The sequence below is a fragment of the Paraburkholderia bryophila genome (genome assembly GCF_013409255.1).
Lineage (GTDB): Bacteria > Pseudomonadota > Gammaproteobacteria > Burkholderiales > Burkholderiaceae > Paraburkholderia.
On the sequence record NZ_JACCAS010000001.1, the window covers coordinates 1,064,359 to 1,089,944 of the forward strand.

Annotated in this window: 22 protein-coding genes; 9 read left to right on the plus strand and 13 right to left on the minus strand. The window is 64.2% G+C overall.

Annotated features, from left to right (window positions below):
* Window positions 1-115: 115 nt before the first annotated feature.
* From GGD40_RS04820 to GGD40_RS04845, 6 genes are all read right to left on the minus strand, one after another.
* Window positions 116-472, minus strand: a complete 357-nt coding sequence (locus tag GGD40_RS04820; RefSeq protein ID WP_179742950.1) for a Rieske (2Fe-2S) protein — start codon at window positions 470-472, stop codon at window positions 116-118.
* A 21-nt stretch (window positions 473-493) separates the two neighbouring features.
* Entirely contained in the window at window positions 494-1,054 is a 561-nt protein-coding gene (locus tag GGD40_RS04825) for an RBBP9/YdeN family alpha/beta hydrolase (RefSeq protein WP_179705247.1), read from the minus strand.
* Window positions 1,055-1,073: 19 nt separating this feature from the next.
* Window positions 1,074-1,922 carry a TauD/TfdA dioxygenase family protein gene (locus tag GGD40_RS04830; RefSeq protein WP_179705249.1) on the minus strand — a complete coding sequence of 283 codons (849 nt, stop codon included), beginning with the start codon at window positions 1,920-1,922 and terminating at the stop codon, window positions 1,074-1,076.
* A gap of 10 nt (window positions 1,923-1,932) precedes the next feature.
* A complete protein-coding gene (locus tag GGD40_RS04835) occupies window positions 1,933-2,913 on the minus strand; it encodes a quinone oxidoreductase family protein (protein ID WP_179705251.1) in 981 nt (326 codons plus the stop codon).
* Between the two features lie 75 nt (window positions 2,914-2,988).
* Complete coding sequence (locus GGD40_RS04840; protein WP_179742951.1) at window positions 2,989-4,311, minus strand: MFS transporter; 1,323 nt, start codon at window positions 4,309-4,311, stop codon at window positions 2,989-2,991.
* 85 nt (window positions 4,312-4,396) lie between these two features.
* Window positions 4,397-5,452, minus strand: a complete 1,056-nt coding sequence (locus GGD40_RS04845) for a 3-keto-5-aminohexanoate cleavage protein (RefSeq protein ID WP_179705255.1) — start codon at window positions 5,450-5,452, stop codon at window positions 4,397-4,399.
* Window positions 5,453-5,658: 206 nt separating this feature from the next.
* On the opposite strand from GGD40_RS04845, the gene GGD40_RS04850 reads away from it, so the two are divergent.
* A complete protein-coding gene (locus GGD40_RS04850; protein WP_179742952.1) occupies window positions 5,659-6,660 on the plus strand; it encodes an AraC family transcriptional regulator in 1,002 nt (333 codons plus the stop codon).
* 6 nt (window positions 6,661-6,666) lie between these two features.
* Here the strand turns inward: GGD40_RS04850 and GGD40_RS04855 are convergent, their stop codons facing one another.
* Window positions 6,667-7,998, minus strand: a complete 1,332-nt coding sequence (locus GGD40_RS04855; RefSeq protein WP_179705257.1) for a chloride channel protein — start codon at window positions 7,996-7,998, stop codon at window positions 6,667-6,669.
* A gap of 492 nt (window positions 7,999-8,490) precedes the next feature.
* On the opposite strand from GGD40_RS04855, the gene GGD40_RS04860 reads away from it, so the two are divergent.
* The 8 genes from GGD40_RS04860 to GGD40_RS04895 all read left to right on the plus strand — a co-directional run bounded on the left by GGD40_RS04860 (window position 8,491) and on the right by GGD40_RS04895 (window position 20,741).
* Window positions 8,491-9,705: an MFS transporter gene (locus tag GGD40_RS04860; protein WP_035550784.1), complete on the plus strand. Its 1,215-nt coding sequence runs from the start codon at window positions 8,491-8,493 to the stop codon at window positions 9,703-9,705.
* Between the two features lie 387 nt (window positions 9,706-10,092).
* Window positions 10,093-10,980, plus strand: coding sequence for a TetR/AcrR family transcriptional regulator (locus GGD40_RS04865; RefSeq protein WP_179742953.1), 888 nt, complete (start codon window positions 10,093-10,095; stop codon window positions 10,978-10,980).
* 303 nt (window positions 10,981-11,283) lie between these two features.
* Complete coding sequence (locus tag GGD40_RS04870) at window positions 11,284-13,782, plus strand: acyl-CoA dehydrogenase (protein WP_179742954.1); 2,499 nt, start codon at window positions 11,284-11,286, stop codon at window positions 13,780-13,782.
* A gap of 216 nt (window positions 13,783-13,998) precedes the next feature.
* Window positions 13,999-15,429, plus strand: coding sequence for a 3-oxoacyl-ACP reductase (locus GGD40_RS04875; RefSeq protein ID WP_179742955.1), 1,431 nt, complete (start codon window positions 13,999-14,001; stop codon window positions 15,427-15,429).
* Between the two features lie 2 nt (window positions 15,430-15,431).
* Window positions 15,432-16,385, plus strand: a complete 954-nt coding sequence (locus GGD40_RS04880; RefSeq protein ID WP_179705265.1) for a MaoC/PaaZ C-terminal domain-containing protein — start codon at window positions 15,432-15,434, stop codon at window positions 16,383-16,385.
* Between the two features lie 37 nt (window positions 16,386-16,422).
* Window positions 16,423-17,724 (plus strand): acetyl-CoA C-acetyltransferase, encoded by a 1,302-nt coding sequence (locus GGD40_RS04885; protein ID WP_179742956.1) that lies wholly within the window; start codon window positions 16,423-16,425, stop codon window positions 17,722-17,724.
* A gap of 149 nt (window positions 17,725-17,873) precedes the next feature.
* Window positions 17,874-19,709: an AMP-binding protein gene (locus GGD40_RS04890; protein ID WP_179742957.1), complete on the plus strand. Its 1,836-nt coding sequence runs from the start codon at window positions 17,874-17,876 to the stop codon at window positions 19,707-19,709.
* Between the two features lie 42 nt (window positions 19,710-19,751).
* Window positions 19,752-20,741, plus strand: coding sequence for a DUF1571 domain-containing protein (locus GGD40_RS04895; RefSeq protein WP_179742958.1), 990 nt, complete (start codon window positions 19,752-19,754; stop codon window positions 20,739-20,741).
* On the opposite strand, the gene GGD40_RS04900 is transcribed toward GGD40_RS04895, so the two are convergent.
* The 6 genes from GGD40_RS04900 to GGD40_RS04925 all read right to left on the minus strand — a co-directional run bounded on the left by GGD40_RS04900 (window position 20,738) and on the right by GGD40_RS04925 (window position 25,243).
* Entirely contained in the window at window positions 20,738-21,157 is a 420-nt protein-coding gene (locus tag GGD40_RS04900) for a hypothetical protein (protein WP_179742959.1), read from the minus strand. The two genes, GGD40_RS04895 and GGD40_RS04900, sit on opposite strands and share 4 nt — an antisense overlap.
* A 43-nt stretch (window positions 21,158-21,200) precedes the next feature.
* Window positions 21,201-22,778, minus strand: a complete 1,578-nt coding sequence (locus GGD40_RS04905) for an FAD-binding oxidoreductase (protein ID WP_179742960.1) — start codon at window positions 22,776-22,778, stop codon at window positions 21,201-21,203.
* A gap of 33 nt (window positions 22,779-22,811) precedes the next feature.
* Window positions 22,812-23,285, minus strand: a complete 474-nt coding sequence (locus tag GGD40_RS04910) for a hypothetical protein (protein WP_179742961.1) — start codon at window positions 23,283-23,285, stop codon at window positions 22,812-22,814.
* A 319-nt stretch (window positions 23,286-23,604) separates the two neighbouring features.
* On the minus strand, window positions 23,605-24,441 hold the full coding sequence (locus tag GGD40_RS04915) for an anti-sigma factor family protein (protein ID WP_179742962.1): 837 nt from the start codon (window positions 24,439-24,441) through the stop codon (window positions 23,605-23,607).
* Window positions 24,441-24,971: a sigma-70 family RNA polymerase sigma factor gene (locus tag GGD40_RS04920; RefSeq protein WP_179705281.1), complete on the minus strand. Its 531-nt coding sequence runs from the start codon at window positions 24,969-24,971 to the stop codon at window positions 24,441-24,443. Before GGD40_RS04920 ends, GGD40_RS04915 begins: the two co-directional genes overlap by 1 nt.
* Before the next feature lie 131 nt (window positions 24,972-25,102).
* On the minus strand, window positions 25,103-25,243 hold the full coding sequence (locus GGD40_RS04925) for a hypothetical protein (RefSeq protein WP_179742963.1): 141 nt from the start codon (window positions 25,241-25,243) through the stop codon (window positions 25,103-25,105).
* Window positions 25,244-25,586 lie beyond the last annotated feature (343 nt).

The following is a 25,586-nucleotide window of genomic DNA, read 5'->3' on the forward strand; positions in this document are numbered from 1 at the left end:
GCTTAAGTACGTTGCCAGTCGCGCCGTGCGGAACCGAGTCGACGAACGCCTTGCTGCATCATCAAACCTTGCATCGTTGCTTCTCCTGATGGGTTGTACAGTCGCATGCGCTGGATCACGTCGCCGCAGGGCCCGTGGATGCCTGCGCGGGCGTCGCGCTCGGCCCATCGAAACTCATGACCAGCTTCGAACCCACGGCCCGGACCGGGTAAGTCGTCAGACCCAACCCGCCCGTCCCCGGCGTGCAGCCGCTGCGCAGGTCAAATCGCAGGCCGTGCGCGGGGCAGCGCAGCACGCATCCCTCAAGCCGGCCACTCGCGAGCGAGGCCCCGTTGTGGGGACACGCGTCGTCAATGGCGTGGAGCGTGCCGTCGATGTTGAACAGGACGATGCAGCGCCCCTCGACGAAGGCCAGCTTGCGTTGGCCCGGCGCCAGTTCATCGACTGTCCCGACCGGTATCTCGCGTGACATTTCGCGCTCCTTTAGTTCCGCTCAGACAAGCTCACGGATCAGCGTCTCCGCCCTCGCCCACTCACCGAAACCCGCTGCGGGATTCAGGTGCCCGACTTCGCCGAGGTCGACGAGGCGGCTACCCCAGTCTTTCGCCATGGCGGCCACACGCTCGAACTGCGCGAGCGGATCGTTGCGACTCGCGCCGACGATGCTTGGGAACGGCAACGGCTCTCGCGGAATCGGAAGCCAACCGTTCTGAATCAACGCCTCCATGTCGGGATAGCCCATCGGGAGCGGTGCTTCGAGGTCGGCGGGCGCGGCCAGCAACGCGCCGTGAATCCTGCGGCTGTGCTGCTGCGCCCAATGCACGGTGATCATCACGCCCGCGCTGTGCGCGACCAGGATCACCGGGCCGTCGATCTCCGCGAGGGCCGCATCGAGTGCGGCAACGCGTGCCGCACAACTGAGTTTGTCGCGTTCGAGCGGCGGCACCGAGACCGCGTTCGGCAGCTTGTCCTGCAACAGGGTTTGCCAGTGCTCCGCGACGTGGTCGCGCAAACCCGGGACCATCAGAATGGTCGGTGTCGTATCGAGAGACATGAAGTGGTCTTTTGCGCGCTCAGTAAGGCTTGTCGCCGACGATTCCAGCGCGTTCCATCTTGCGATGGCACGGCGGGTAATCCATCACCGCGTAGTGCTGCGTGCTGCGGTTATCCCAGATCGCGATGCTGTTGGGTTGCCAGCGCCAGCGCACCTGATACTCGGGAATGTAGGCCTGGCTGATGAGATAGCGCAGCAGATCGCCCGCGCCCGGATTGGCGTCCTGCCCGAAGCGCACCCGTGCCGGCGTGTGGTAGTTCGTGAAATGGGTGGCGAAAGCGCTCACGAACAGCACCTTCTCGCCGGTCTCGGGGTGCGTGCGCACGACCGGATGCTCCGCGTCCGGAAACTGCGCCTTCAACGCATGACGTTTCTCGATCGGCATCGCGGCGCCGAAGCTCGCCTCGATACTGTGGCGCGCGCGCAGATCGGCAATCTGGCTTTTGACGTGCTCGGGCAGGTTCTCGTAGGCAAGGACCATATTCGCCCACATCGTGTCGCCCCCCACGGGCGGACACTCCACGCAGCGCAGCACCGCACCGAACTGCGGCGCGTCACGCCACGTGGCATCCGCGTGCCACGCGTTTTCGTACCGGTCGTTGGGCTGATCCGGGGTCTTGTAGATGCGCACCAGGCCCGGATGATCCGGATCGCTGCCCACGACCGGATGGTCTTCCAGTTCGCCGAAACGGCGCGCAAACGCCAGATGCTCGGCGCGCGTGATGCCCTGATCGCGCAGGAACAGCACCCGATGTTTCAACAGGGCCGCGCGGACCTCGGCAAACAGGCCGTCGTCGTGAACGGCATCGGCGAGATTTACGTTGACCAGCTCGGCGCCGATCGCGCACGTCAATTGTTCGACTCGCATGGTCAACTCCTCAGATGACGAAGACCGACGACCCGGTCGTCTTGCGCGATTCCAGATCCCGGTGAGCTTGCGCCGCATCCTCGAGCGCGTAACGCTGGTTGAGTTCGATCCTGATGCGGCCCGCGGCGATATGCCCGAAGATTTCGCCGGCGAGTTCGTTCTTCTCGGCGGGATCGGCGATATAGTCCGCGAGCGCCGGGCGGCTCAGATACAGCGATCCCTTCATCGCCAGAATCTGCGGATTGAACGGTGGAATCGGACCGGACGCCGTGCCGACGCAGACCATCAAACCGCGCCGCTTGAGCGAATCGAGCGAGGCGTCGAAAGTATCCTTGCCGACGCTGTCGAACACCACGTTCACGCCAACGCCGTTAGTCAATTCGCGCACGCGCTTCGCCACGTCTTCCCGACCGTAGTAGATGACATGGTCGCAGCCATGCGCGCGGGCCACCTCACCCTTGGCCTCCGTTGAAACCGTGCCGATCACGTTGAGCCCCAGCAGCTTCGCCCATTGCGACACGATCAGACCGACACCGCCGGCGGCCGCATGCAGCAGGAGGGTGTCGCCCGCCTTGAAGTCGTGAATGCGGCGCATCAGATACGCCGAGGTCAGGCCCCGCATGGTCATCCCTGCAGCCGTTTCGCAGGAAATCGCCGCGGGCAGCTTGATGAGCGGCGCCGCCGGCACCAGGCGTTCGGTGCTGTAGGCGCCAAGGGTGTTGATAAAACCGGTGTAGGTCACGCGATCGCCCACCGCGACGTTCGTCACATCCGGGCCGATCGCCTCGACTACACCCGCGCCCTCGACACCCATCCCCGCAGGCAGCGCAACCGGGTACAGACCGCTGCGGAAGTACGTGTCGGCGAAATTCAGACCGACTGCCTGATGCCGCAGACGGACCTGTCCGGCGCCGGGGTCGCCCACTTCGACGTGCTCGTAGCGCAACACTTCAGGACCACCGGTTTCATGGAAGCGCACTGCTTTCGCCATGTTCAATCTCCTATCCAATACTCAAATTACTCAATTGCGAAATAAGGGGTGTTCGGCGCGAGCTGCGCGCCGGGGTCAGCGCACGGCCTGCTGACGCAGGGCGTTCAGGCGATCCAGATCGCCCGCGTAGTTCCGCTTGCCGATAAAAAATGCGACCGCTGCAACGAGCGGCGCGAACGGAACCAGTTGCAACGCGCCAAGCAAGCCGATCCGGTCGGCGATCACGCCGGTGAGTACAGCAGCGGGGGCGAGGCCCAGCAGATTGTTCGCGAGCGTGAGCGTCGCAAACGCCGACGCGTGAATCGACGGCGGGGTGAGGTTCGCCACCATCGCACCCGAAGGGCCGCTAGCGCCTGCGCAAAAGAACATGCCGGCGCCGATCACCATGAGCTGCAACGGGCCCGCAGGCATGCGCAAGCCGATCGCGAGCAACACGAAACACGCCAGGCAGAAAGCGATCGCGGCGCCCCACTTCCGTTCCCGTGCATTCCTGCTGAGGCGGTCGGCCAGGTTGCCGCAGACCACCATGCCGACGCCCGTCACCAGCACGAACACCGCCGCGCCCATTGCCGCCTTACCGGTGGTCATGCCGTAGTAACGGTTCAGGAAGCTCGGCATCCACGCCCAAATAGCGGCGGGGACCAGTAGATGGATGCCGCTGCCGACATACGCACACACAACGGACTTCGTCGAGAAGAGCCCCTTCATCAACGCGCGCAAGCTCATGCGCACGCCGAGCCCGTCCGTCAGCCTGCTCATGCTTGCCGGCTGCAGCGGCGCAAGTCGCTTTTCGGTGACGATCAACCGGTAGACGACGACCAGCACGATCCCCATTGCCGCCATCGCGCCGAACGCCGAACGCCAGCCCAGATGCGCCGCGACCGTGCCGCCGAGCGCCATGCCCAGCACCGAGCCAAATGCTCCGCCCGCCATGAAGGTGCCGGTGAGCGTGGAGCGCAGCCGTGCCGGAAAGATGCTCAGGACAACGGCAATGCCGACGCTGCCGTAGGCGGCTTCACCGATCCCGACAAAGGCACGCGCCAGCAGCATCTCGCCGTAGTTCGTCGACAGCGCGCAGCCCAGCGTCGCGAGGCTCCACAACGCCGCCATCAGGACGATGCTCTTCACGCGGCCCCAACGGTCGGCGAGCACGGACAGCGGGAACGTCAGCACACCGACCATCAGCGCGACCACGCTGCTGAGCGAACCCAGCCGTGTATCGGAAAGCTGCCATGTGGCCTTGAGCAACGGAAACACGGCGTTCAATACCTGCCGCGACATGTAGTCGGAGAGCAGCAAGCCAACCGTCAGCGCAAATACCACCCAGGCATAGACTCGCCCGTCCGCTTGTACTGCCGGAACATCGCCCGTTGTGGGTTCAGCATGCTGCATGAGCATGATTTGTCTCCTCCGCGTCCAGCTCGTTAGCAGGCCGTCTTTGAAGCTCGACGTCGACGACCGGCGTCGGCCGCCTTCCAGTCCGTCACGCCGCGCGCAGCGGCAGATTCCTGACGCCCGCCTGGCGGTTCGGCGCCATGCCGTTGGCAGCGAGGGTCTCGTCGACCGTCTCGTACTGCACGCCGATCCGGTAGATCTCGCGTGCTTCCTTGCCGGTGGCGATTTCACGACCCAGTTCACGCGCGACGCGCACGCACTGCTCAATCTGCTGCACCGACGTGAAGCGTTTGCCGTGCTGGTCGATGATCGTGTCTTCGATGCCGCAGCGCGGATGCAGACCCATCGCCATGGCCATCATGTTGAACGGCAACACGTTCTTGAGCAACGACTCGGCGGTGAGCGTGCAGCCGTCCGGCGCGCGATGCACGAAGTTGGCGAAGTTGAACGGGTTCGGGCCGTCGAAGCCGCCCCCAATGCCGATCCAGGTCAGGTTCAGCGGCCCCTTGTAGACGCCCTTGCGCACGAGTCGCTCGAGCGTCTCGAGCGCGTGAATGCCGGTCAGCTGGAAGTGCGGCTGGATGCCCGAGCCCTGCAAGCGGCGCAAATGCTCCTCGACCCATGCCGGGCCCGCCGGCACGGTCATTTCACTATAGGCCGCCATGAGCGCGGGATTGGCCAGCGAGGTGCCGGCCAGGTACTCCGGATAGAGCAACTCCATGATGTTCATCTGCGTGGTGTTGATCGCGACCGTCACCTGATCCGGCTTCGGGTCGAGATCGGCCAGCATGTGTCGCGTGTCGTCGGACAGCCACTTCGCGGCCTGTCCGTCGTCTTCCGGCGCGAACGAAATCGAGCCGCCCACCTGGATGATCATGTCGGGCACGGCGGCGCGCACGCCCGCGATCAATTCGTTGAACTTCGACAGGCGCTTCGAACCCTTGCCGTCCAGTTCGCGCACATGCAGGTGGAGGACCGTGGCGCCGGCGTTATAGCAGTCGACGGCCTTCTCGATCTGTTCTTCCATCGTCACTGGAATGTCTTCCGGAAAATCCTCCGGCGCCCATTCCGGACCGTACGGGGCAGTGGTGATGACTACCTTGTCCTGATTCTCAGGGTGCAGCGAATCGTCGAGAAATTGCATCTCATTCTCCAGTGTGGGGGATGGCCTTCCGATGCCGCGTCATGTCACGCAAAAGCACCGAACCGATGTCCGCACATTACGGGAATCGCGCGGTACACTTTTGTGATTGCGCGCCATCGTTTTAGGTTTTCATGCCACTCGGTGAAAGTACCTAGAACAGGGCCGGCACGGCACGACACGACGCAGGGTCAATACGGAGGGAAGAGATGGAAACGATGCTGCGGTCGGTCGCGATGAGCGGTTTTTTCGATGTGACGCGGCGGCTCGGACTGAACCCGATCGAGCTTGCGCAGCAGGTCGGGCTCGATGCCGCCGCGCTGGCGAATCCCGACGATCGTGTGCCGGCCGCCGCCTGCTGCCGGCTGCTGGAACTCACGGCCGACAAAGCGTCGTGCGCGTCTTTTGCGCTGCAAATGGCGGGGACCCGGCAGACCTTCGGAACCGGTATCGTCAATATCCTGCTCGCGCACAAACGCACGCTGCGTGAGGTGTTGGTGGCGGCGGCCGAATACCGGCATCTGCTCAACGAAGCGCTCGCCATTTACGTCGAAGACGCCGGCGAAACCGTCACCATTCGTGAAGAGCTCGTCGTTGAACCCGGTACCCCGACGAAGCAGGCGATCGAACTTGCGCTGGGTGTTCTTGCGCGCCATTCCAGCGCGCTGCTCGGCGACAACTGGAAACCGCGTGCCGTCCATTTCACTCACGCCCGACACCCGGACCTGACGTTTCATCGACGCTTCTTCGGCTGTCCGCTGGAGTTCGGTAGCGACTTCAATGGCTTTGTGTGCGCGGCCGCCGATCTCGACTACCCGAACCCGGCCGCGGATCCGGAATTGGTGCGCTATGCCGAGAGCCTCGCCACGCCACTGAATGTGACGGGCGCGGATTCAACCGCGCTCGAAGTACGCAAGGCGATCTATTTGCTGCTCCCGCTTGAGCAGGCCACGGTCGAGCGGGTTGCCCGCCATGTGCATCTAAGCGTACGCACGATGCAGCGCCAGCTCGAAGCGGCCGACACGCGCTTCTCGACGCTGGTCGAGGAAGTCCGGCGTGAGCTTGCCGTGCGCTATATGAGCAACCCGCGCTACCCGATCGGCCGGGTCGCCGCACTACTGGGTTACTCGCAGCAGGGGTCGTTCACGAAGTGGTTCACTTCGCAATTCCGCATGACCCCGCGTGACTGGCGGAACAGTCAGTTGACATGACGAAACTTAGCGCGCTTTACTCCCCGCGCCCCAATTGAAACCGAAACCCAACTGCAGCGACGGCAACCACTTCGCGCAGGCCTGAAAACCCAGATACGCACCGCCGACAGCGAACAGCACCGGGATCAGGAAATCCTGGCTCACGCGGGTAAATTCGAACATCAGCACGACAGCCGTGATCGGCATCTGCATCGAGGCGGCCAGAAACGCTGTCGCACCGACTACCGCGAAGCCGCCCAACGAGGCGCCCGGCCAGATCAGACTCCACAGTCCGCCGAGCACGATCGCGAGCAATGCGCCATTCGCGAGCCCCGGCGTCAGCAAGCCACCTTCAGCGCCCGCACGCAAACTGCTGACGGTGATCACGACCTTCAGCACCAGCAGCATCGCGGCGAGACCGATCGTCAAGCCACCGTCGAACGCGAGGCCCGCCGGTCCTTTGCCGTTGCCGAGCAGTTGCGGAAAATGCATGGCCAGCACGCCGATGATCGCGAAGTTCAACAGCGACAACACCGGCAGACGCCAATCCTTCGGCGCTGCTGCCCGCGAACGCTTCGTGATCTCGGTGAAACCCCACGCCGCCGCGCCGAAAATCGGCCCGCATACGACCGACCACACCACCAGCGACGCGCTCAGCGTCAGCGACGGCACGAGATACTGATGCTCGTTGCCCAAGCCCGCCTGAGCGACCAGCGCAGCCACCGCCGACGTCACGATCGCCGGCACCAATGCCGTCCAGCCGAACGTGCCGAGCAGCACTTCGAGCACGAACACCGCGCCGCCGAGCGGCACGTTATAGACCGCGGCGAGACCCGCGCCGGCACCGCACGCCACCATGATGCGGCTCTGCGCGACCGACAAACCCGCACGCCGCGACAGCCAGCCGGCCAGCATCGAGCCGATCTCGCGCGGCGCCACCTCGCGGCCGAGCGGCGAACCCAGCGCGACGGTGACGATCTGCAGCACAGCGTGAACGGTTGTGCTCAACAGCGGCATTTGCGGATCGTCGGATTTGACGGCTTGCCGGATGCTCACGAGCGGGCGGCCGAAACGGTACAGCGCCCACCAGCCGAGCCCCGCCACCAGTCCGCACAACGTCAGCACGAGCACGCGACGCTCGGGCGCCGCGGCGCTCACACCCTGCAGAAAACTTTCGCCGCTGATCAGGTGCGTGACGCTGTAACCGTAGGCCAGGTGCTGAATGCCGTGCAGCAGCAACGCGAGCAGCATGCCGCCGAGACCTGCGCCGAGACCGGTCAGCAAGGTGACCACGGCCAACGCCGGCAGCGAACCCCGTTCGCGGCGCACCGGTTGTGAAGTGAGGGATTTGACGGACATGGCGCGTAAGCGGAAGCAAAGTGGAGAGAATTTCGCCATATTATTTCGCAACGCAGCATGAGTCCAATGGATTTTTAATCTCGACTAATGCGTCCGACGCATAAGTTATACGATCTGCTTTTCGGGCGTTGTTTCGGTGACGGCGCAGGCCCGCCATCAACCGGAATCATGCGTGCAGCACCTCTATCCGCGGCCGCCATACCGCTGTCAAATCGACCGTTTTCCGACTCGAACCGGCATTAAATTGACATTACAAATAGCAAATTTAGAATCAAACAAAATTACTACAATAATTACATTAACCAAACATAAAGCCTGCATCGCAATGCGGCATCCATTCCGTTCCAGGGATTAATACGGATAAAAGTGCGTTCATCCATGCAAGCGCTTAACGCTCGGCGTACACTCGCTCGAAGCCCATGCCACGGGGCTGCGGGGCTGCAGAGCCGCCCGTCGGAAACGCGGGTTATTAGAGACTCAGGAGAACAATCAATGAGCTGGACACGGGAACAGAGAAACGTCACGATCGCCGCCTATCTGGGCTGGACACTCGACGCATTCGATTTCTTTCTAATGGTGTTCGTATTGAAAGATATCGCGGCGGAGTTCAATACGAAAATCCCGGCGGTTGCCTTCGGCATCATGCTGACCTTGATGATGCGTCCAGTCGGCGCATTGATTTTTGGCTGGCTCGCCGACAAATACGGCCGCCGTCCCACGCTGATGGTCAACATCGCGTGTTTCTCGCTGCTGGAATTGCTCTCCGGCTTCTCGCCGAATCTGGCTACCCTGCTCGTGCTGCGCGCGCTGTTCGGTATCGCGATGGGCGGCGAATGGGGCGTCGGCGGCGCGTTGACCATGGAAACCGTCCCGCCGAAATCGCGCGGCTTCGTCTCCGGTTTGCTGCAGGCCGGCTACCCGAGCGGCTACCTGCTCGCGTCGGTGGTGTTCGGCGTGTTCTATCAATACATCGGCTGGCGCGGCATGTTCTTCGTCGGCGTGCTGCCCGCGCTGCTCGTGTTGTATGTGCGCGCGCACGTGCCGGAATCGCCCGCCTTCAAGACGCTCGAAAAGAAAACCCGTCCGGGTCTGCTCGCCACGCTCAAGCAGAACGTCGGCCTGTCGATCTACGCGATCATTCTGATGACCGCGTTCAACTTCTTCTCGCACGGCTCACAAGATCTGTATCCGACCTTCCTGCGCGTGCAGCATCAGTTCGACGCGCACACGGTGTCGTGGATCACGATCACGCTGAACGTCGGCGCGATTTGCGGCGGCCTGTTCTTCGGCTCGTTGTCGGAGAAGATCGGCCGCAAGCGCGCCATCTTCATCGCCGCGTTGATCGCGTTGCCGGTGCTGCCGCTGTGGGCGTTTTCGAGCACGCCGATTCTGCTCGCGCTCGGCGCATTCCTGATGCAGATCTCGGTGCAAGGCGCATGGGGTGTCATTCCAGTTCACCTGAACGAAATCTCGCCCGATGAAATCCGCGCGACCTTCCCGGGCCTCGTGTATCAGCTCGGCAATCTGATCGCGTCGGTGAACGGCCCGCTGCAAGCGAGCGCCGCGGAAGCGCACGGCAACAACTACGCGCTGATCATGGGTACGGTGATCGGCATCGTCGCGGTGGTGATCGCGGTGCTGATTCCGTTCAGCCGCGAGCGTCGCGGCATCGACATGACGCAGTCGGCGAAAGAGGCCGTGGCCTAGATTCAAGCGTTCGAACTAAACAGCTATTTTGCTGGCCCACTCGCGGCCGCATTAGGGCACAATAGGTGCAAAGGCGGCTCGATCCGCCACGACGCGAAGCCAGCGTCGCATAGAGAATGCAGCAGTAAGCCGGGCCAAACAGAGTAGCAACGCCATACGAGGCCGTTCCGATTTCGATCGGAACGGCCTTTTTTTATTTCCGCGCGTTTTGACGCACCGCGCAAACCGGGAAAGCCAGACTTTCGTCAGGTCTTCTAGAGGAGTTAGTCCACAGCGGACACTTGATCGCAGTCCTCATCCTTCTTATCCTGAAAAAAACGGCTGTTTCAAATAAACATTTGAATCGCTTGTTTGCGGGCCGGACGCCCGGCAACTGGGAGACGCAACATGGCAGTTCGCACAACAGGCCGGCACGCCGGCGATACGAAGTCCCGCATCCTCGACGCCGCCGAAACCCTCTTTATCGAATGCGGCTATGAGGCGATGTCGCTGCGCCAGATTACTTCGCGGGCCGAAGTGAATCTCGCGGCGGTCAACTATCACTTCGGCAGCAAGGAATCGCTGATTCACTCGATGCTGTCGCGCCGCCTCGACAAGCTGAATCAGGAGCGTCTCAAGCTGCTCGACCGCTTCGACGACATGCTCGGCGCGCGTCTGACCTGCGAGCACGTGCTCGGCGCGATGTTCATTCCGGCACTGCGTTTGTCGCGCGATCCGCGGGTGGGCGGCAAGGCGTTTCTGCGCTTGCTGGGGCGCGCGTATACGGATCCGTCGTCCTTCATTCGCGATTTTCTGAATGCGCATTACGAGTCGGTGGCCGTGCGCTTTTTCGACGCGTTTCAGCGTGCGTTGCCGCATCTGCCGCGCGAGGAACTCGGCTGGCGTCTGCACTTCGCGATCGGCGCGTTGTCGGGTGTGCTGGCCGGCACCGATACCGACAGCCTGATCTCCGAGTTCTCGCAGGGCAAGTCGATGAACGACCTGCAGTTGATCGCGCGTCTTGCGTCGCTGATGGTGGCCGCGCTCAAGGCGCCGCTGCCCGACAGCACGCAACTGGCCGCGTTCGCCGCGGTGCTGGGCGACGCGACGGAGAGCGGTGCGGACTGTCCGCTGGAAAGCGCCGTGCAGGCGTCGAACCCGGCCGGCGCGACGCACTCGGCACAAGGCGCAATGCAGTCGACAGAAGCCGATGCGGCGGATGCGCGAGACGGCGAACATCGCGGCGGCGCCATGGACGCCAGTTCGTTTCAGCACGCGCTGCACGGCACGGCGTGACCGCAACAAGCATGCGAGGCAATGCAATAAGCAACGCAAAAGCAACGCAACACGTCGAGCAGTTCAACGTGGACGGCACCGTGACGGTCCGTCCACGCGCAACGCGGAATGAAACGTGCTCATGAAAAACCCAGAGTCGAACAGCCCGTCTAAAGCCCGCACCTAAACGACGTCGCGGTGTCGAACCGAGACACGACACCGGCAACGCCGCCCGCGAACCGAAGCAACAGAATCAACAGAACGCGAGCCCGTCCGCGCCCCGTGGAGGCGTTCGCACGCACCATCGAAACAGGAGGAAACGTCATGCCGTGGTTCATCCTAGTGCTCGTTATTGCCGCCCTGGCGCTCGTCTACGTTCAGGCGCGCGCCGCCTGGTGGGTGGCCTTCCTGATCGTCTGGGTCGCGGCCGCGCATTTCAGCGGCGCAGCGGGTCCGGTGGCGACGACGTTGCTCGCGATTCTGTTCGTCCTCCCTGCCCTCGTCCTCGCGGTGAAACCGCTGCGCCGCGCGTGGCTCACGAAACCGGTGCTCGACATCTTCCGCAAGATCCTGCCGGAGATGTCGCCGACCGAGCGCGACGCGATCGAAGCCGGCACGGTCTGGTGGGACGCCGAACTGTTCTCCGGACGCCCGCACTGGGACACGCTGCTCGGCTACGGTCCCGCCACGCTGACGGCGGAAGAACAAGCGTTCCTCGACGTCGAATGCGAACAGCTCTGCGATCTCGCGAACGACTGGGAAACCACCATGATCTGGCAGGACCTGTCGCCGCAAACCTGGCAATACATCAAGGAACGCGGCTTTCTCGGCATGATCATTCCGAAGCAGTACGGCGGCAAACAGTTCTCCGCGTACGCGCATTCGCAGGTCATCATGAAGCTCGCCACGCGCTGCTCGGCTGCCGCTGTTTCGGTGATGGTGCCGAACTCGCTCGGCCCCGCCGAATTGCTGATGCACTACGGCACCGAAGAGCAAAAGAACCACTATCTGCCGCGCCTCGCACGCGGCGAAGAAATCCCCTGCTTCGCGTTGACGAGTCCGTACGCGGGTTCGGACGCGGCAGCGATTCCCGACGTCGGCATTGTCTGCAAGGGCACGTTCGAAGGCCGTGAAACGCTGGGCTTTCGCGTCACCTGGGACAAGCGCTACATCACGCTCGGCCCGATCGCGACCGTGCTCGGCCTCGCGTTCCGCGCGCTCGATCCGGACCATCTGCTCGGCGCGAACGACGAACCCGGCATTACCTGCGCGCTGATTCCGACCGACCATCCGGGGGTGAATATCGGCCGCCGTCACTGGCCGTTGAACGCGGTGTTCCAGAATGGCCCGAACTCCGGCAAGGACGTCTTCATTCCGCTCGACTGGGTGATCGGCGGCCGGGCGCAGGTCGGCAACGGCTGGCGCATGTTGATGGAATGTCTCGCGGCGGGCCGGGCGATTTCGCTGCCGTCGTCGAATGTGGGGATGGCGAAGATCGCCGTGCGCGGCACCGGCGCTTATGCGGCAGTGCGCCGCCAGTTCCGCACCGCTGTCGGCAAGTTCGAGGGCGTGCAGGAAGCGCTCGGCCGCATGGGCGGCAACCTGTACGTGATGGACGCCGCCCGCAGGCTGTCCGCGCATGCCGTCGACCTCGGCGAAAAACCGTCGGTGATTTCGGCGATCGCGAAGTATCACATTACCGAACGCGCCCGCATGGTCATCAACGACGGCATGGATATCGCCGCCGGCAAGGGCATCTGCATGGGGCCGTCGAACTTTCTCGCGCGTGCCTATCAGCAGGTGCCGATCGCGATCACCGTGGAAGGCGCGAACATCCTCACGCGCTGCCTGATCATCTTCGGCCAGGGCGCGATTCGCTGTCATCCGTACGTGCTGAAGGAAATGGCCGCGACCCGCGAAACCGATCACGCGAAAGCCCTGCGCGATTTCGACGACGCGTTCTTCGGCCACGTCAGCTTCACACTGTCCAACGTGGTGCGCAGTCTGGTCTACGGCGTCACGGGCGGCGCGGTGATCGCCGCGCCGCGCACGGCGTACGCGCCGCTGCACGCGTACTACCGCGCGGCCACCCGTCTATCGACCGCATTCGCGTTGCTCGCCGATGTCTCCATGTTCGTGCTGGGCGGCGACCTGAAGCGTCGTGAACGGATCTCCGGACGGCTGGGCGACGTGCTGTCGCAGCTCTACCTGATCTCGGCGACGCTCAAACGTTTCGAAGACGAAGGCCGTCAGCAGGACGATCTGCCTTTAGTGCGCTGGGGCGTCGAAGACTCGCTGTACAAGGCGCAACACGCGCTCGACGGCGTACTCGCCAACTATCCGAACCGCCTCGCCGCCGGCCTCGTGCGCGTGCTCGCGTTCCCGTTCGGGCTGCCCTACCGCGAGCCGGCCGACAGTCTCGGCAGCGAGATCGCCGAGTTGATGCAGACGCCCGGCGCGGCGCGCGACCGTCTGGTGTCGGACTCGTACGTGCCGCATCCCGACGTCGACGCGCTCGGCTACGGCGAGCTGGTGTTCCAGTTGAACCCGCGCTTCACGCAGATCGACCAGAAGCTGCGCGAAGCCGTCAAGCAGGGCCTGCTCGAACCGATGCCGCAAAGCCTGCCGCAACTGGGCGCGTGGACCGACGCGGCGCAGCGCCAAGGCCTGATCGACGCCGACGAGCGCCGCGTGCTGGACGACTATGCCCGCTATGGCGCGCACGTCGTGAAGGTCGACGACTTCCCGGCCGACTTCGACCTGTTCGCGAGTTTGCAGAAGCGCAAGGAGTCGCTCGAGAAGGCGTTGGAAATGGCAGCTTGAGCGCGGAAAGAACCGTATGAAAAAAACATCCGGGGATGGCGCACCCGAGGCGCCGAACTCAGTGCACACTGACACACGTTTGACGTCCCGCAAGGGGGCCGCCTTCAGGGCGCCCCTTGAAGTGGTGCTCAACGAGGCTTGCCCCAACGGCGCAAGCTTCGAAGCGCCCGCCGGGAGAAGCGCGTACGGGACGTGGCCAGCGGAGCAAATCACTCTATGAACGACTCATACCTGAACTTCGTCAACTCGCCATTCGGCGCGCGCCTCGCGCGTTCGCTCGGCTTGCCGAAGCCCGAGGTGCTGCACCGCTATCGCGCGGACCAGCCCGAATTCGGCGGCATGGTAGCGCTCGGCGCGGGTCGCGAGCCGCATCTGCTGGACGCGCTCGCGAATCTGGTGGCAAGCATCGGCGTGACCAGCGTCGCGCATGAAAGCGCCGGGCTATGGGTGCCACTCGCGAATCGCCGCGGTTTGATGACCGGCCGCTTCGAAGCCGCGGATGGCGGCCCACACGGTCGACTCGCCGCGCTGCTGTTCGATGCGAGCGGCATTGAAGACAGCAGCCAGCTTGAACCGCTTCATGGTTTCTTTCACGACACGCTGCGCTCGCTCGGCAAGTGCGGTCGCATCGTCGTGCTGGGGCGGCCGCCGGAGAGCTGCGCGAATCCGCGTCAATGGACCGCGCAGCGCGCGCTCGAAGGCCTCACGCGCTCGCTCGGCAAGGAGGCGCGGCGTGGTATCACGTCGAACCTCGTTTATGTCGAGCGCGGCGCTGAAAGCGGGATTGAAGCGACCTTGCGATTTTTTCTGTCGCCACGCTCGGCGTATGTGTCGGGTCAGGTGGTGCGGATCGGCACGGTGAACACCGCCAACAACCCCAGCTTGCCCGCGTCCGCGTCCGCCTTCGACTGGACCCAACCCCTCGCCGGCCGGCGCGCGGTCGTCACGGGCGCGGCACGCGGCATCGGCGCCGCGATTGCGAGCGCGCTGGCGGCCGAAGGCGCGCACGTGATCGGCATCGACATTCCGTCGGCGCGCGACGCGCTCGACGCCACGCTGCGTCAACTGAACGGCACCGCGCTCGCGTTCGACATCGCCGCGCCCGAAGCGCCCGCGCAGATCGCCGCCGCGCTCGACGAACAGGGCGTCGACATCGTCGTGCACAACGCCGGCATCACGAAAGACAAAACCATCGCGAAGATGACCGATGCCGCGTGGCAACACGTCATCGACATCAATCTCAGCGCGCAGGAACGGATCGACGACGCACTGCTCGCCGCCGGCATTCTGCGCGACGGCGGCCGGATCGTCGCGGTGTCGTCGATCAGCGGCATTGCCGGCAATCTCGGCCAGACCAATTACGCGACGTCGAAGGCCGGCGTGATCGGCCGGGTGCAGAGCATGGCGCCGCATTTGCGCGCGCGCGGCATCACGATCAACGCGGTCGCGCCCGGCTTTATCGAAACGCAGATGACCGCGAAGATTCCGCTCGCCATTCGCGAAGCCGGCCGCCGCATGAACTCGATGAGCCAGGGCGGCCAGCCGGTCGACGTCGCGCAGACCATCGCGTGGCTCGCGCATCCGGGGTCGGCCGGGGTCAGCGGCCAGATCGTGCGCGTGTGCGGCCAAAGCCTGATTGGAGCGTGAGCATGGCCGAGCCCGGCGATCCGTTCGACGACAGCGGCGCATCCGGTGCATCGGGCGCATTCGGCGAGCGCCGGGCCGACGCGGTCCGCCCGAAGACCGTCGTGATCGAACCGCTACCCGCGCCGGCCAAACTCTATGCGCGCGCGTTGTCGGGCATCGTCAAGCGCGGGCGGCCCACGCAACTGCCGGCGCTGCGCCTCGTGCGCCCCGCCGTCGCGCTCGATCCGGGCGCGGTCTGGCGTTACGCGCGGGTGTGCGGCTTCATCCCGGAGCACGGTGTGCCGCTCACCTATCCGCATCTGCTTGCGTTTCCGTTGCATCTGCTGATGCTGACCGATCCCGCGTTTCCGTGGCCGGCGCTCGGGCTCGTGCATCTGGCCAATCACGTGCGCCTGCGCCGCCCGCTCGCCTATAAAGATCTGCTGCGCGTGGAGGTCGAGTTCGGCGCGCTGTTGCGTCACGACAAGGGTCAGGCGTTCGTCCTGCACACGCGCCTGTACCGGCGCGGCGAAGCGGTGTGGGACGGCGACAGCGTCTATCTGAAACGCGGCGTGCCGGCGACCGGCAGCGCGCTCGCGCCGCTCGAGCTCGGGCCCGACACGCTGCAGCGCATCGCGCGCTGGCAGTTGCCGTCGCAACTGGGCCGCGACTACGCGAAGGTCTCCGGCGACTACAACCCGATCCACCTCAGCGCGCTGTCCGCGAAGGCCTTCGGTTTTCCGCGCGCGATCGCGCACGGCATGTGGACGCTGGCGCGCGCCGCCGCCGCGCTGCAACCGCCCAAGCCGCTCGCCGAAGGCACGCTCAGCGCCGAATTCAAATTGCCGATGCTGTTGCCGGGCGAAGCGTCGTTATGGAGCGCGTCGGCTTCGCTGATTGAACGCGATATCGAAGTGCGCGACATCAGCGGCGAAAAACCGCATCTGCGTGGCCGCATGCAGTGGAAACTGCTATGAGCCGCCTCGTCAAAACAAGAACCTCAAGGAGCCGAGCATGACCCACCCGCAGCCAGCCGTGCGCCGCGTCGCCATCGTCGGGGGCAACCGGATTCCGTTTTCCCGCTCGAACACCGCGTACGCGACCGCGTCGAATCAGGACATGCTGACCTTCACGCTGCAAGGCCTGATCGATCGCTACAACCTGCACGGCGAACGGCTGGGTGAAGTCGCGGCGGGCGCCGTCATCAAGCACTCGCGCGATTTCAACCTGACGCGCGAAGCGGTGCTGTCCACCACGCTCGCGAAAGAAACGCCCGCCTACGACGTGCAGCAAGCCTGCGGCACCGGACTCGAAGCGGCGATTCTCGTCGCCAACAAGATCGCGCTGGGGCAAATCGAAGTGGGCATCGCGGGCGGCGTGGATACGACCTCCGACGCACCGATCGGCGTCAACGAACGGATGCGCAAGATCCTGCTCGAAGTGAACCGCAGCCGCAGCACCGGGCAGCGCGTCGGCGCACTGACCAAGCTGCGGCCCGGCATGTTCTTCAAGCCGCTGTTGCCGCGCAATGGCGAACCTCGCACCGGCCTGTCGATGGGCGAGCATTGCGAGATGATGGCCAAGCGCTGGAACATTTCGCGCGAGGCGCAGGACGTGCTCGCGTACGACAGCCACCGCAAGCTTAACGAAGCGTACGCACGCGGCTTCGTCAACGATCTGATGACGCCGTATCGCGGCCTCTCGCGCGACAACAATCTGCGCGCCGACCTCACGCTCGAAAAACTCGCGAGCCTGAAGCCGGTGTTCGACCGCGACGCCGGCACGCTGACCGCCGGCAATTCGACGCCGCTCACCGACGGCGCCTCCGCCGTGCTGCTCGCGAGCGAGGACTGGGCGGCTCGACATGGCTTGCCGGTGCTGGCCTATCTGAGCTGGTCCGAAACCGCGGCGGTCGACTTTTTCGACAAGAAAGAAGGCCTGCTGATGGCGCCCGCCTACGCGGTGCCGCGCATGCTCGCGCGCGCCGGCCTCACGCTGCAGGACTTCGATCTGTATGAAATTCACGAGGCGTTCGCGGCCCAAGTGCTGTGTACGCTCACCGCGTGGCAGGATGACGAGTATTGCCGCACGCAGCTCGGCTTGCCCGGGCCGCTCGGTGCGATCGACCGCACGAAACTGAACGTGAACGGCAGCTCGCTCGCCACCGGCCATCCGTTCGCGGCGACCGGCGGGCGCATCGTCGCCGGTCTCGCGAAGATGCTTGCGCAACTCGACAAACCGGCCGGCACCGCGCGTGGGTTGATATCGATCTGCGCGGCGGGCGGCCAGGGCGTGGTGGCGATTCTGGAGCGTTGATCCGGCGCGCCTCGTTCGCCTCGACGAATTGTGTTGCTTCACGAAAGATTGCTGCAAACTTTGCTTTGGATTGCTTCGACGCACGCTCGGATGACTGGTCGCACGACCAGCACACAAACAGATGAAGCCACCGCTTCTGGAGACGACCGATGACCCAGCCCGCTCAAACCCCGCTCTCGCCCGCCGATCAGGCGTCGGCCGCCGTGAATGCCGCGCACGCGACCAGCGCCTCGAACGCCAGCAACGCAGCTAACGCGCCGCTTGCCGCGAACGCCGCACCGAACACCGACGGCATCTGGTACGCCTCCTACCCGTCGGACGTACCGCATGACATCGACGTCGGGCAATACGAATCGATTCCGCAGTTCTTCGACGAGTGCGTCGCCAAGTTCCGCGAGCGGGTTGCGTATGTGAGCGTCGGCGCGAACCTGACCTACGGCGAACTCGGCCGCAAGGCCACCGCGTTCGCCGCGTATCTGCAGAGTATCGGCGTGAAACCCGGCGAGCGTGTCGCAATCATGCTGCCGAATACGTTCCAGTATCCGGTGTCGCTGTTCGGCGTGCTGAAAGCCGGCGGCGTGGTGGTCAACGTCAATCCGTTGTACACCGTGCGCGAGCTCGCGCATCAGTTGAAGGACAGCGGCGCGACCACGATCATCGTGTTCGAGAACTTCGCGAAGACGGTAGAAGACTCGCTGCCCGGCACCAAGATCCAGAATGTCATCGTGACGGGTCTCGGCGATCTGCTCGCCGACGGCCTGAATCTGAAGGGACGTCTGCTCAACTTCATGCTGCGTCACGTGAAGAAAATGGTGCCCGCGTACAACCTGCCGCAAGCCGTGCCGCTGCTCAGCGCACTCGCGACCGGTTACACGCGGCCGGTCACGCCGGTACGTCTCGCGCACAACGACATCGCGTTCCTGCAATACACCGGCGGCACCACCGGCGTCGCCAAGGGGGCGATGCTCACGCACAAGAACATCATCGCCAATCTGCTGCAGGCGAAAGCGTGGTCCGAAGGCCAATTGACCGGCGAGATCGAAACCGTGCTCACGCCGCTGCCGCTTTATCACATCTACTCGCTGACGGTGAACGCGCTGATCTTCATGGGACTCGGCGGGCGCAACATCCTGATCGCCAATCCGCGCGACATGAAACGCGTGATGATGATCATCCGTCACGAGAAATTCACCGGCATGACCGCCGTGAATACGCTCTACAACGCGTTCCTCGATAACGAGGAGTTCTGCAAGCGCGACTTCTCGAACCTGAAGCTCGCGATGGCCGGCGGCATGGCGACGCAGAAGTCGGTGGCCGAGCGTTTCAAGGCGGTCACCGGCAAGCCGATCATCGAAGGTTACGGGCTCACCGAATGCTCGCCGATCGTCTCGATGAATCCGGTCGACCTCAGCAACATGCGCGACTTCGAAGGCTCGATCGGTCTGCCCGCGCCGTCCACCCAGGTGCGCTTCAAGAAAGACGACGGCAGTTGGGCCGGCATCGGCGAGGCGGGCGAATTGTGCGTGAAGGGACCGCAGGTGATGAAAGGCTACTGGAATCGCCCGGACGAAACCGCCAAGGTGATCGACGACGAAGGCTGGCTCGCCACCGGCGACATCGGCGTGATGGACTCGCGCGGCTTCATTCGCCTGATCGACCGCAAGAAGGACATGATCCTGGTGTCGGGCTTCAACGTCTATCCGAACGAAATCGAAGACGTGATCGCCGCGCATCCGGATGTGCGCGAGGTGGCTGCAATCGGCGTGCCCGACGCAGCCCAGGGCGAGCGCGTGAAGGTGTTCATCGTCAAGCGCAACCCGTCGCTGACCGCGGAACAGGTGATCGCCCATTGCCGCAAGAATCTGACGGGCTACAAGGTGCCGAAGCTCGTCGAGTTCCGCGACGAGCTGCCGCAAACCAACGTCGGCAAGATTCTGCGCCGCGCGCTGCGCGACGAGGAACTCGCGAAGCAAAAGGCTGCCTGACAGGCAAGGCGCTTTGCGTCGCTTAACCTTTCGGAGAGATTCATGAAGCACCGCCTGTCCGCACGCTCACGCCGCTTGTCGGTGGTCATGGGTCTTGTCCGGCGCGGCGCATCGCGCACCGCAGCGTCGCGCACCACGCTGGCCGGCGCGTTGGCGGCGCTGGCCTTCAGTCTCGCCGCGCCGTCCGCGTTCGCGCAAAACGACGACACCCCGCCGCCGCTCGATACCGCCACCAGCGTCAAGGCGCCGACCACGCCGTCTTCTCAGGTCGGCAAGCTCACGCTGGACCAGCAGGTCAAATGGCTGCGCGCCGCGCAACAAAGCGGTGCGCTGGAAAAGCTCGACGACGCGCAACTGGTCGCGCTGTTCCAGTCGCTCGATCCGCTGACCTTGCCGCGCTATATCAAGGAAGGACCGAACGGCTACCCGTCGTACGAGTTCACGATGTCACGTTCTGAACGTATTCACGGCCAGTGGCCCGACAAGCCCGATCACATGCTGGTGCGTCTCGCGCACGACCCGCTGCGGATCTACGCGAAATGGTTGCCCGACGGCGCGCATGCGGGCCAGGAAATCATCTACGACGAGTCCAAACGCACCGATGAAATGTACGGGCATCTCGGCGGCATCATGAACGTGATGCCGTTGTGGACCTCGCTGAACGGCGCGCTCGCCCGCGCGCAATCAAATCACCAGGTGCGCGATCTCGGCACCGAGTACATTGCCGCGCAATATCTGTCCGAAGGCAAGAAATATGTCGAGGCCGGCTTGCCGCGCTCGACCCAGGTGGAAGTCCAAACGATCGACGGCGTGCGCGTGGTGGCTTTCACCTTCGAAACGCCGACCGGCCAACCACAGTTCTACGCGAAGAAGGAAACGCTCGGGCTCGATCTGCGGCATCCGTATTTCCGCACCGTCGAGTCTTATAACAACGACGGCAAGCTCTTCGAGAAGATCGTGTTCGAAACCATCACGCCGAAAACCTTCGACGATTCGACCTTCGATCCGAAGAACAAGGCGTATAAGTTTTAGCGTTGAGGGCGGACGGTGAAGACGAAGGCCACATGGGAAAACTGCGAGGTTGAAGCCTTGTTTTTTCCGCCGTGTGCCTCGCACCGATACCCTGCGCCCGTGGCAAGTTGCTTGAGAACGAAGTAATCGGAAGCCCGCGTGAGGCCGATCAAAGACGGTTGCGTCCTCAACGAAGTCCGATCGAGAAGCGGCACAAGCGTCGTGTACCAGAGCGCGCCGATGTCGTCGCCCGCGTCGAAGAGCGGAAGCTTCAGACGGTTAGCGTATTCGGCGAATGCGGGGCCGTGCGTCAACGTGGTGTCGACAATCGCCAGCGTGTTGGGACGCGCGTCGGCATTCGCGAGCGACGGCCACGCCGCACCCGCTGCCGCACTCGACAACCACGCGCCGCTCATCATGAAAGTGCGTCGGTCCATTGCCTGATCCTGTCGCTGCGAGTCGCGTACCTGCCCGACACGCTCACGTGTATCCGCGCCGATCCCGCCATTTCTCCGGCCAGATCCCCTGCTTACCCGGCGCGAGAATCCCGTTCGGATCGAGCGCGTCCTTGATCGTTTCCGACAGCCGCAGCAACGCGCCATCGTTGAATCCATACTGCGCGGCGGCAAAATCCATATACGCGAGATGCGCACGATATTGACCGTATCCCGCCGCGCGCGCATCGCTCATTAGCGAACGCAATAACTCGCCGGCCTGCTCAAGCTGGTACGCGTCGTCACGGTCGAAAATCGCCGCGAAGATGTGATGCAGATGCCGCACGCCCGCCGTGAATCCACCGTAGTAATCGAAGCCGTATTCCGCGGCGCGCGTCTTGATCATCGTGTATTGACGCAACGCGTCGCGCCCGCTCGCCGGACACACCGGCGCGAAGTCCACATGCGCGCCCGCGCCGCCGCGCCAGTCGAGCATGCGAAACGCGCTCATCGCCGGCACGCCGGCGAGGTTGCGATCGCCACCCGCTACGGGCTGCGCATCGCCCGTATAGCGCGTGGCGGAAAACTTCGCCTGCGGCACGCGAGCGAACGCGCGCTGCACGATCGCGTAACGCGCGTCGATCAATTCCGGCGCGCCGTAGAGCGCGAAATGCAGATTCCAGCGGCCGACCCCCAGCTTCTTCAGCATGGCCGTCACCGCACTCTCGGGCATGGCGCCCGTGCCTTCGTACCACGGCGAGCGCGCCGACAGTCCCGCTGCGCGACGCAACCCGCCTTCGATCACCGCGTTATTGCGGATCGTGTCGTCGAGCCGTAACGGCCGCAAGATTTCCACGATCGCATCGAGATCCGTTTCGTGCTGAAACTGGATTTCACCGAGCAGATACGCGGGCGGCGTGGGCATCAGCCAGACACCGAGCTTTGTGACGATGCCGTAATTCGACTGCATGAACATCGCGTCGAACGACGGCCCGTAGCCCGGCCGATACAACTGCCATGCGGTGCCGATATCGATCCCGCCCATGCCGGTGCGCAATACGTCGCCGTTGGCGAGCACCACTTCCATGCCGCATTGGGTCGCCGCGTGATCGCCGTAGTCGGTATAGCCGAAGCCGCGTTCGAGCGTATTGCCGACCACGCTGCCCCAACCGGCCGCAGGCGGATCGACCCACAGCCGGTAACCCTTGTCGCGCAAATGCGCGTACAGATCGAAGTAACTCACGCCCGGTTCGACCAGCGCATAGGCCAGCGTCTCGTTCACTTCGATGATGCGGTTCATCCGTTGCAAGTCGAGCACGACCGATCCGGACAAACGCGGCGCGGCGCCGCCATACGCGAAGTTGCGGCCGGTCGAGACCGTCCACAGCGGAATGCGGAATTCATTGGCAATCCGTAGCACGGCGCGGATTTCATCGACGGAGGCCGGCAGCAGCGCCGCGCTCGCCGAAAACTCGCTGGCCTCGCCGGGCGCGAACGGATCGAGATACGCGGCGAGTCCATCCGCCGACGTCACCACGTGCGGCTCGCCGACGATTGCCCGCCAACCGGCGAGCGCGCGATCGAACTGTGCGGCGGATACTTCCGGCGGCAGGCTACGGGTCAAGGCGTCTCCCTCGCGGGCGATAGCCGCGGCGCGCTAGCGACGCATGCCTCCACCACCCATGTGCGCCCCACCGCTCCACACATGCACGGACGACCCGCCGTGCCAGCCACCGCGACCACCCACGCCATACGATCCACGTACATAGCGGACATGATCCATATGATGAAAATGATGAAAACGGTCGACGAAAATAACCGACACGGCGACCCCGAACACCACCGGCGGCCCCCAGTACCACGGATCGTAGTAATAAGCCGGCGCGAGCGCGCCGGCGTCGTCCTGAACGATCTGCCAGGTGCCGTCCGGTTGCAGACACGCGCGTCCGCTGACCTGCTGCATGACGCCGTCGATTTCCGCCTGACCCACGACGAACCGGCACGCCGACGTATCGGCCAACGACGCGTCCGGATCCGTTTGCGCGCCGGCCGGCGCGGCGCAAAGCGCACTCAGACACAGACAGGCTACGCCGGAACCGAGCCTCGTGCCGAACTGATGAAATGTGAGCATGATGTCGCTGCCTCGACGCGTCGGCGTTGCGACGCGAAGAACGCATCGACACCGTAAAGACCCCGTCGGTTTGCCTTGCCCGAAATCCTGCGATGACGATGCGCATGCATGCATCGGGGCATGCGCTTGCAGGATCCAGCAACGAGTAAACGAAGCGTCGCGCGACGCTATTCCGGCCGTACAAAAGAAGCGCGGCGTGTTTCTGTTACCACGTGTTGCAGCGCGAGCGGCCGGTCTGAGAACCGCGCGTTTTTATCATTCACGGCCTGCCGCAAGACTCACCGCAACATGCGGTGCGCGGGCACGGTTGGTTGCAAAGTCACTGCCACGTCTCCGGCTTGCCGCCGAGCGCGCTGCATACATCGACGGCAATGGAGCGCAGCTTGCCCTCCGCGATCGGTCCGGACAACGCGTAGCCCATGCCGTCGCTGATCCAGTAGAAGGTGCGCCGGTTGCCGTCGCGGAACAGGCGGAATGCGGTTTCGTCGCGTGCGATGCCGGTCACGTACAGCGTGAGCCGCGCGCCGCCGGCGTTCTCGTACATGAACTGCGCGGCCGGCCCCGCTTCGCCGGGCAACAGACGCCCACCCACGAGCGAATAACCGTACTCCTGCAACGACGGCACCGACAACGGCCGGTTCAGACGTTTGGACAGCCAGGTGATCAGATGCTCTTCGTCGCTCGCGGCCACTTCCACCGGATGACGCCGCTCCGGCGTATACACCGCATAAGCGACATCCGCCCGCTCGGCGAAGCTCGGCGGCTGGCCGCCCAGACCGCCCCACGCGCCGCCCGTCAGGCGCGGCGCGAGCGGCCCGAGGGCCAGCGCGATGCCCGCACCGGCGACGAGCCAGCATGCCGCGATGCCGACGCGTTGCCACCACGGCGCCGCACGACGCACGACGATAAAACCCGGCTCCGACGTAGCGTCGGCGCGTTCGTCATATTCACGCCGCAGCGGCGCACCGCACAACACCCGCAGCGCGGCCTTCTGCGCGCGCCACGCCGCGACCCGTGCGGCGGCCTGCGGATGCTGCTCGAGTTTCGCTTCGAGCGCGGCGCGTTCGGCGGCCGGCAATTCATCGTCGACCCATGCCGACAGCGCTCGCAGATCGAGCCCGTCGGGCAAGCCGGCTTCGTGGTCGTCGTTATTCATCACGGATTTCTCACCACTTTCAACGGCGGAGTTTTGCGCGCCGGCTCCTGAGCCGGCCCTTCCGTCAACAACACGCGCAAGTGCTCACGCGCACGCGAGAGCCGCGACATCACCGTGCCGACCGGCACGCCGAGCGCACGCGACGCTTCCTGATAAGACAGTTCCTCCACGCCAACCAGCAACAGCACTTCACGCTGCTCGAGCGGCAGGCGGTACAACGCGCGCTGCAAATCGCGCAGCACCAGACCGTCCACCTCGCCCTGCGGCGCTTCGAGATTACGCCACGGCGCGCTGTCGTCGTCGACGGCGATCTCGCGGCGGCCACGCAGTTGATCGATATACAGATGCCGCAGAATCGTGAGAAGCCACGCGCGCAGATTGCTGTTCGGGCGGAACGCGGTCCAGCGGGCGAGCGCACGCTCCGCCGTATCCTGCACGAGGTCGTCGGCCCATGCGCTGTCGCCCGTCAGTGCGCGCGCGTAACGGCGCAACTGCGGCAGCCAGGAGATCACTTCCGCTTCGAAGTTCATCCAGTCGGCGACGCTCCCAGGAAAATGCCGGACCGTGCCAGGTTGGACGGGCTCCGCTCAGAAGAACTCGCGCGACGCGGCAGGTTCGGGGGTACTTGCAACACTCGCAACGTTCGTGGCACTCGAGGCATTCAATACCCGCCGCTGCTGCCGTTGCCGCTGCTGCTCGACGCACCGGTGTCGGTGGCTGACGTGCAGGCGCTCGTCACGAGCGAACCGAGCGCAAGCGCGAGCAACACGAAGATGGCGGAAAGAACGCGGGACGATTTCATGTTGAGTCTCCTCATTGCCGGCGACATGCGTCAGCCTGGCATCCAGTCGGCCTCGCGCACAATGCGACGCTGCCCTACCTGTCATAACGCAGACGAGCGACGATTTATTCCGTTCGCGGCCTCGTCACGCGCTATCTTTTTTCCGCCATCGACGCCCCGAACGCGTGGGCATGGCGGAACAATGCGCTATTCATCGGCAGATTCGTAACGCAACGTTACAGCCAGGCGTTATCGGATGCTTATGTGCGCACAAGCCGTTATAGTGGACGCAGTTCGCCCGCCGACGCGTTCCGCCCCGACACAGGGTAGAATCGCGGCGAACAACCGTATTTCTAACCTGAAT

Bases quoted from the DNA above. Each gene is read 5' to 3' on its own strand.
- GGD40_RS04820 (WP_179742950.1), bottom strand. From the start codon at position 472: ATGTCACGCGAGATACCGGTCGGGACAGTCGATGAACTGGCGCCGGGC.
- GGD40_RS04825 (WP_179705247.1), bottom strand. From the start codon at position 1,054: ATGTCTCTCGATACGACACCGACCATTCTGATGGTCCCGGGTTTGCGC.
- GGD40_RS04830 (WP_179705249.1), bottom strand. From the start codon at position 1,922: ATGCGAGTCGAACAATTGACGTGCGCGATCGGCGCCGAGCTGGTCAAC.
- GGD40_RS04835 (WP_179705251.1), bottom strand. From the start codon at position 2,913: ATGGCGAAAGCAGTGCGCTTCCATGAAACCGGTGGTCCTGAAGTGTTG.
- GGD40_RS04840 (WP_179742951.1), bottom strand. From the start codon at position 4,311: ATGCTCATGCAGCATGCTGAACCCACAACGGGCGATGTTCCGGCAGTA.
- GGD40_RS04845 (WP_179705255.1), bottom strand. From the start codon at position 5,452: ATGCAATTTCTCGACGATTCGCTGCACCCTGAGAATCAGGACAAGGTA.
- GGD40_RS04850 (WP_179742952.1), top strand. From the start codon at position 5,659: ATGGAAACGATGCTGCGGTCGGTCGCGATGAGCGGTTTTTTCGATGTG.
- GGD40_RS04855 (WP_179705257.1), bottom strand. From the start codon at position 7,998: ATGTCCGTCAAATCCCTCACTTCACAACCGGTGCGCCGCGAACGGGGT.
- GGD40_RS04860 (WP_035550784.1), top strand. From the start codon at position 8,491: ATGAGCTGGACACGGGAACAGAGAAACGTCACGATCGCCGCCTATCTG.
- GGD40_RS04865 (WP_179742953.1), top strand. From the start codon at position 10,093: ATGGCAGTTCGCACAACAGGCCGGCACGCCGGCGATACGAAGTCCCGC.
- GGD40_RS04870 (WP_179742954.1), top strand. From the start codon at position 11,284: ATGCCGTGGTTCATCCTAGTGCTCGTTATTGCCGCCCTGGCGCTCGTC.
- GGD40_RS04875 (WP_179742955.1), top strand. From the start codon at position 13,999: ATGAACGACTCATACCTGAACTTCGTCAACTCGCCATTCGGCGCGCGC.
- GGD40_RS04880 (WP_179705265.1), top strand. From the start codon at position 15,432: ATGGCCGAGCCCGGCGATCCGTTCGACGACAGCGGCGCATCCGGTGCA.
- GGD40_RS04885 (WP_179742956.1), top strand. From the start codon at position 16,423: ATGACCCACCCGCAGCCAGCCGTGCGCCGCGTCGCCATCGTCGGGGGC.
- GGD40_RS04890 (WP_179742957.1), top strand. From the start codon at position 17,874: ATGACCCAGCCCGCTCAAACCCCGCTCTCGCCCGCCGATCAGGCGTCG.
- GGD40_RS04895 (WP_179742958.1), top strand. From the start codon at position 19,752: ATGAAGCACCGCCTGTCCGCACGCTCACGCCGCTTGTCGGTGGTCATG.
- GGD40_RS04900 (WP_179742959.1), bottom strand. From the start codon at position 21,157: ATGGACCGACGCACTTTCATGATGAGCGGCGCGTGGTTGTCGAGTGCG.
- GGD40_RS04910 (WP_179742961.1), bottom strand. From the start codon at position 23,285: ATGCTCACATTTCATCAGTTCGGCACGAGGCTCGGTTCCGGCGTAGCC.
- GGD40_RS04915 (WP_179742962.1), bottom strand. From the start codon at position 24,441: ATGAATAACGACGACCACGAAGCCGGCTTGCCCGACGGGCTCGATCTG.
- GGD40_RS04920 (WP_179705281.1), bottom strand. From the start codon at position 24,971: ATGAACTTCGAAGCGGAAGTGATCTCCTGGCTGCCGCAGTTGCGCCGT.
- GGD40_RS04925 (WP_179742963.1), bottom strand. From the start codon at position 25,243: ATGAAATCGTCCCGCGTTCTTTCCGCCATCTTCGTGTTGCTCGCGCTT.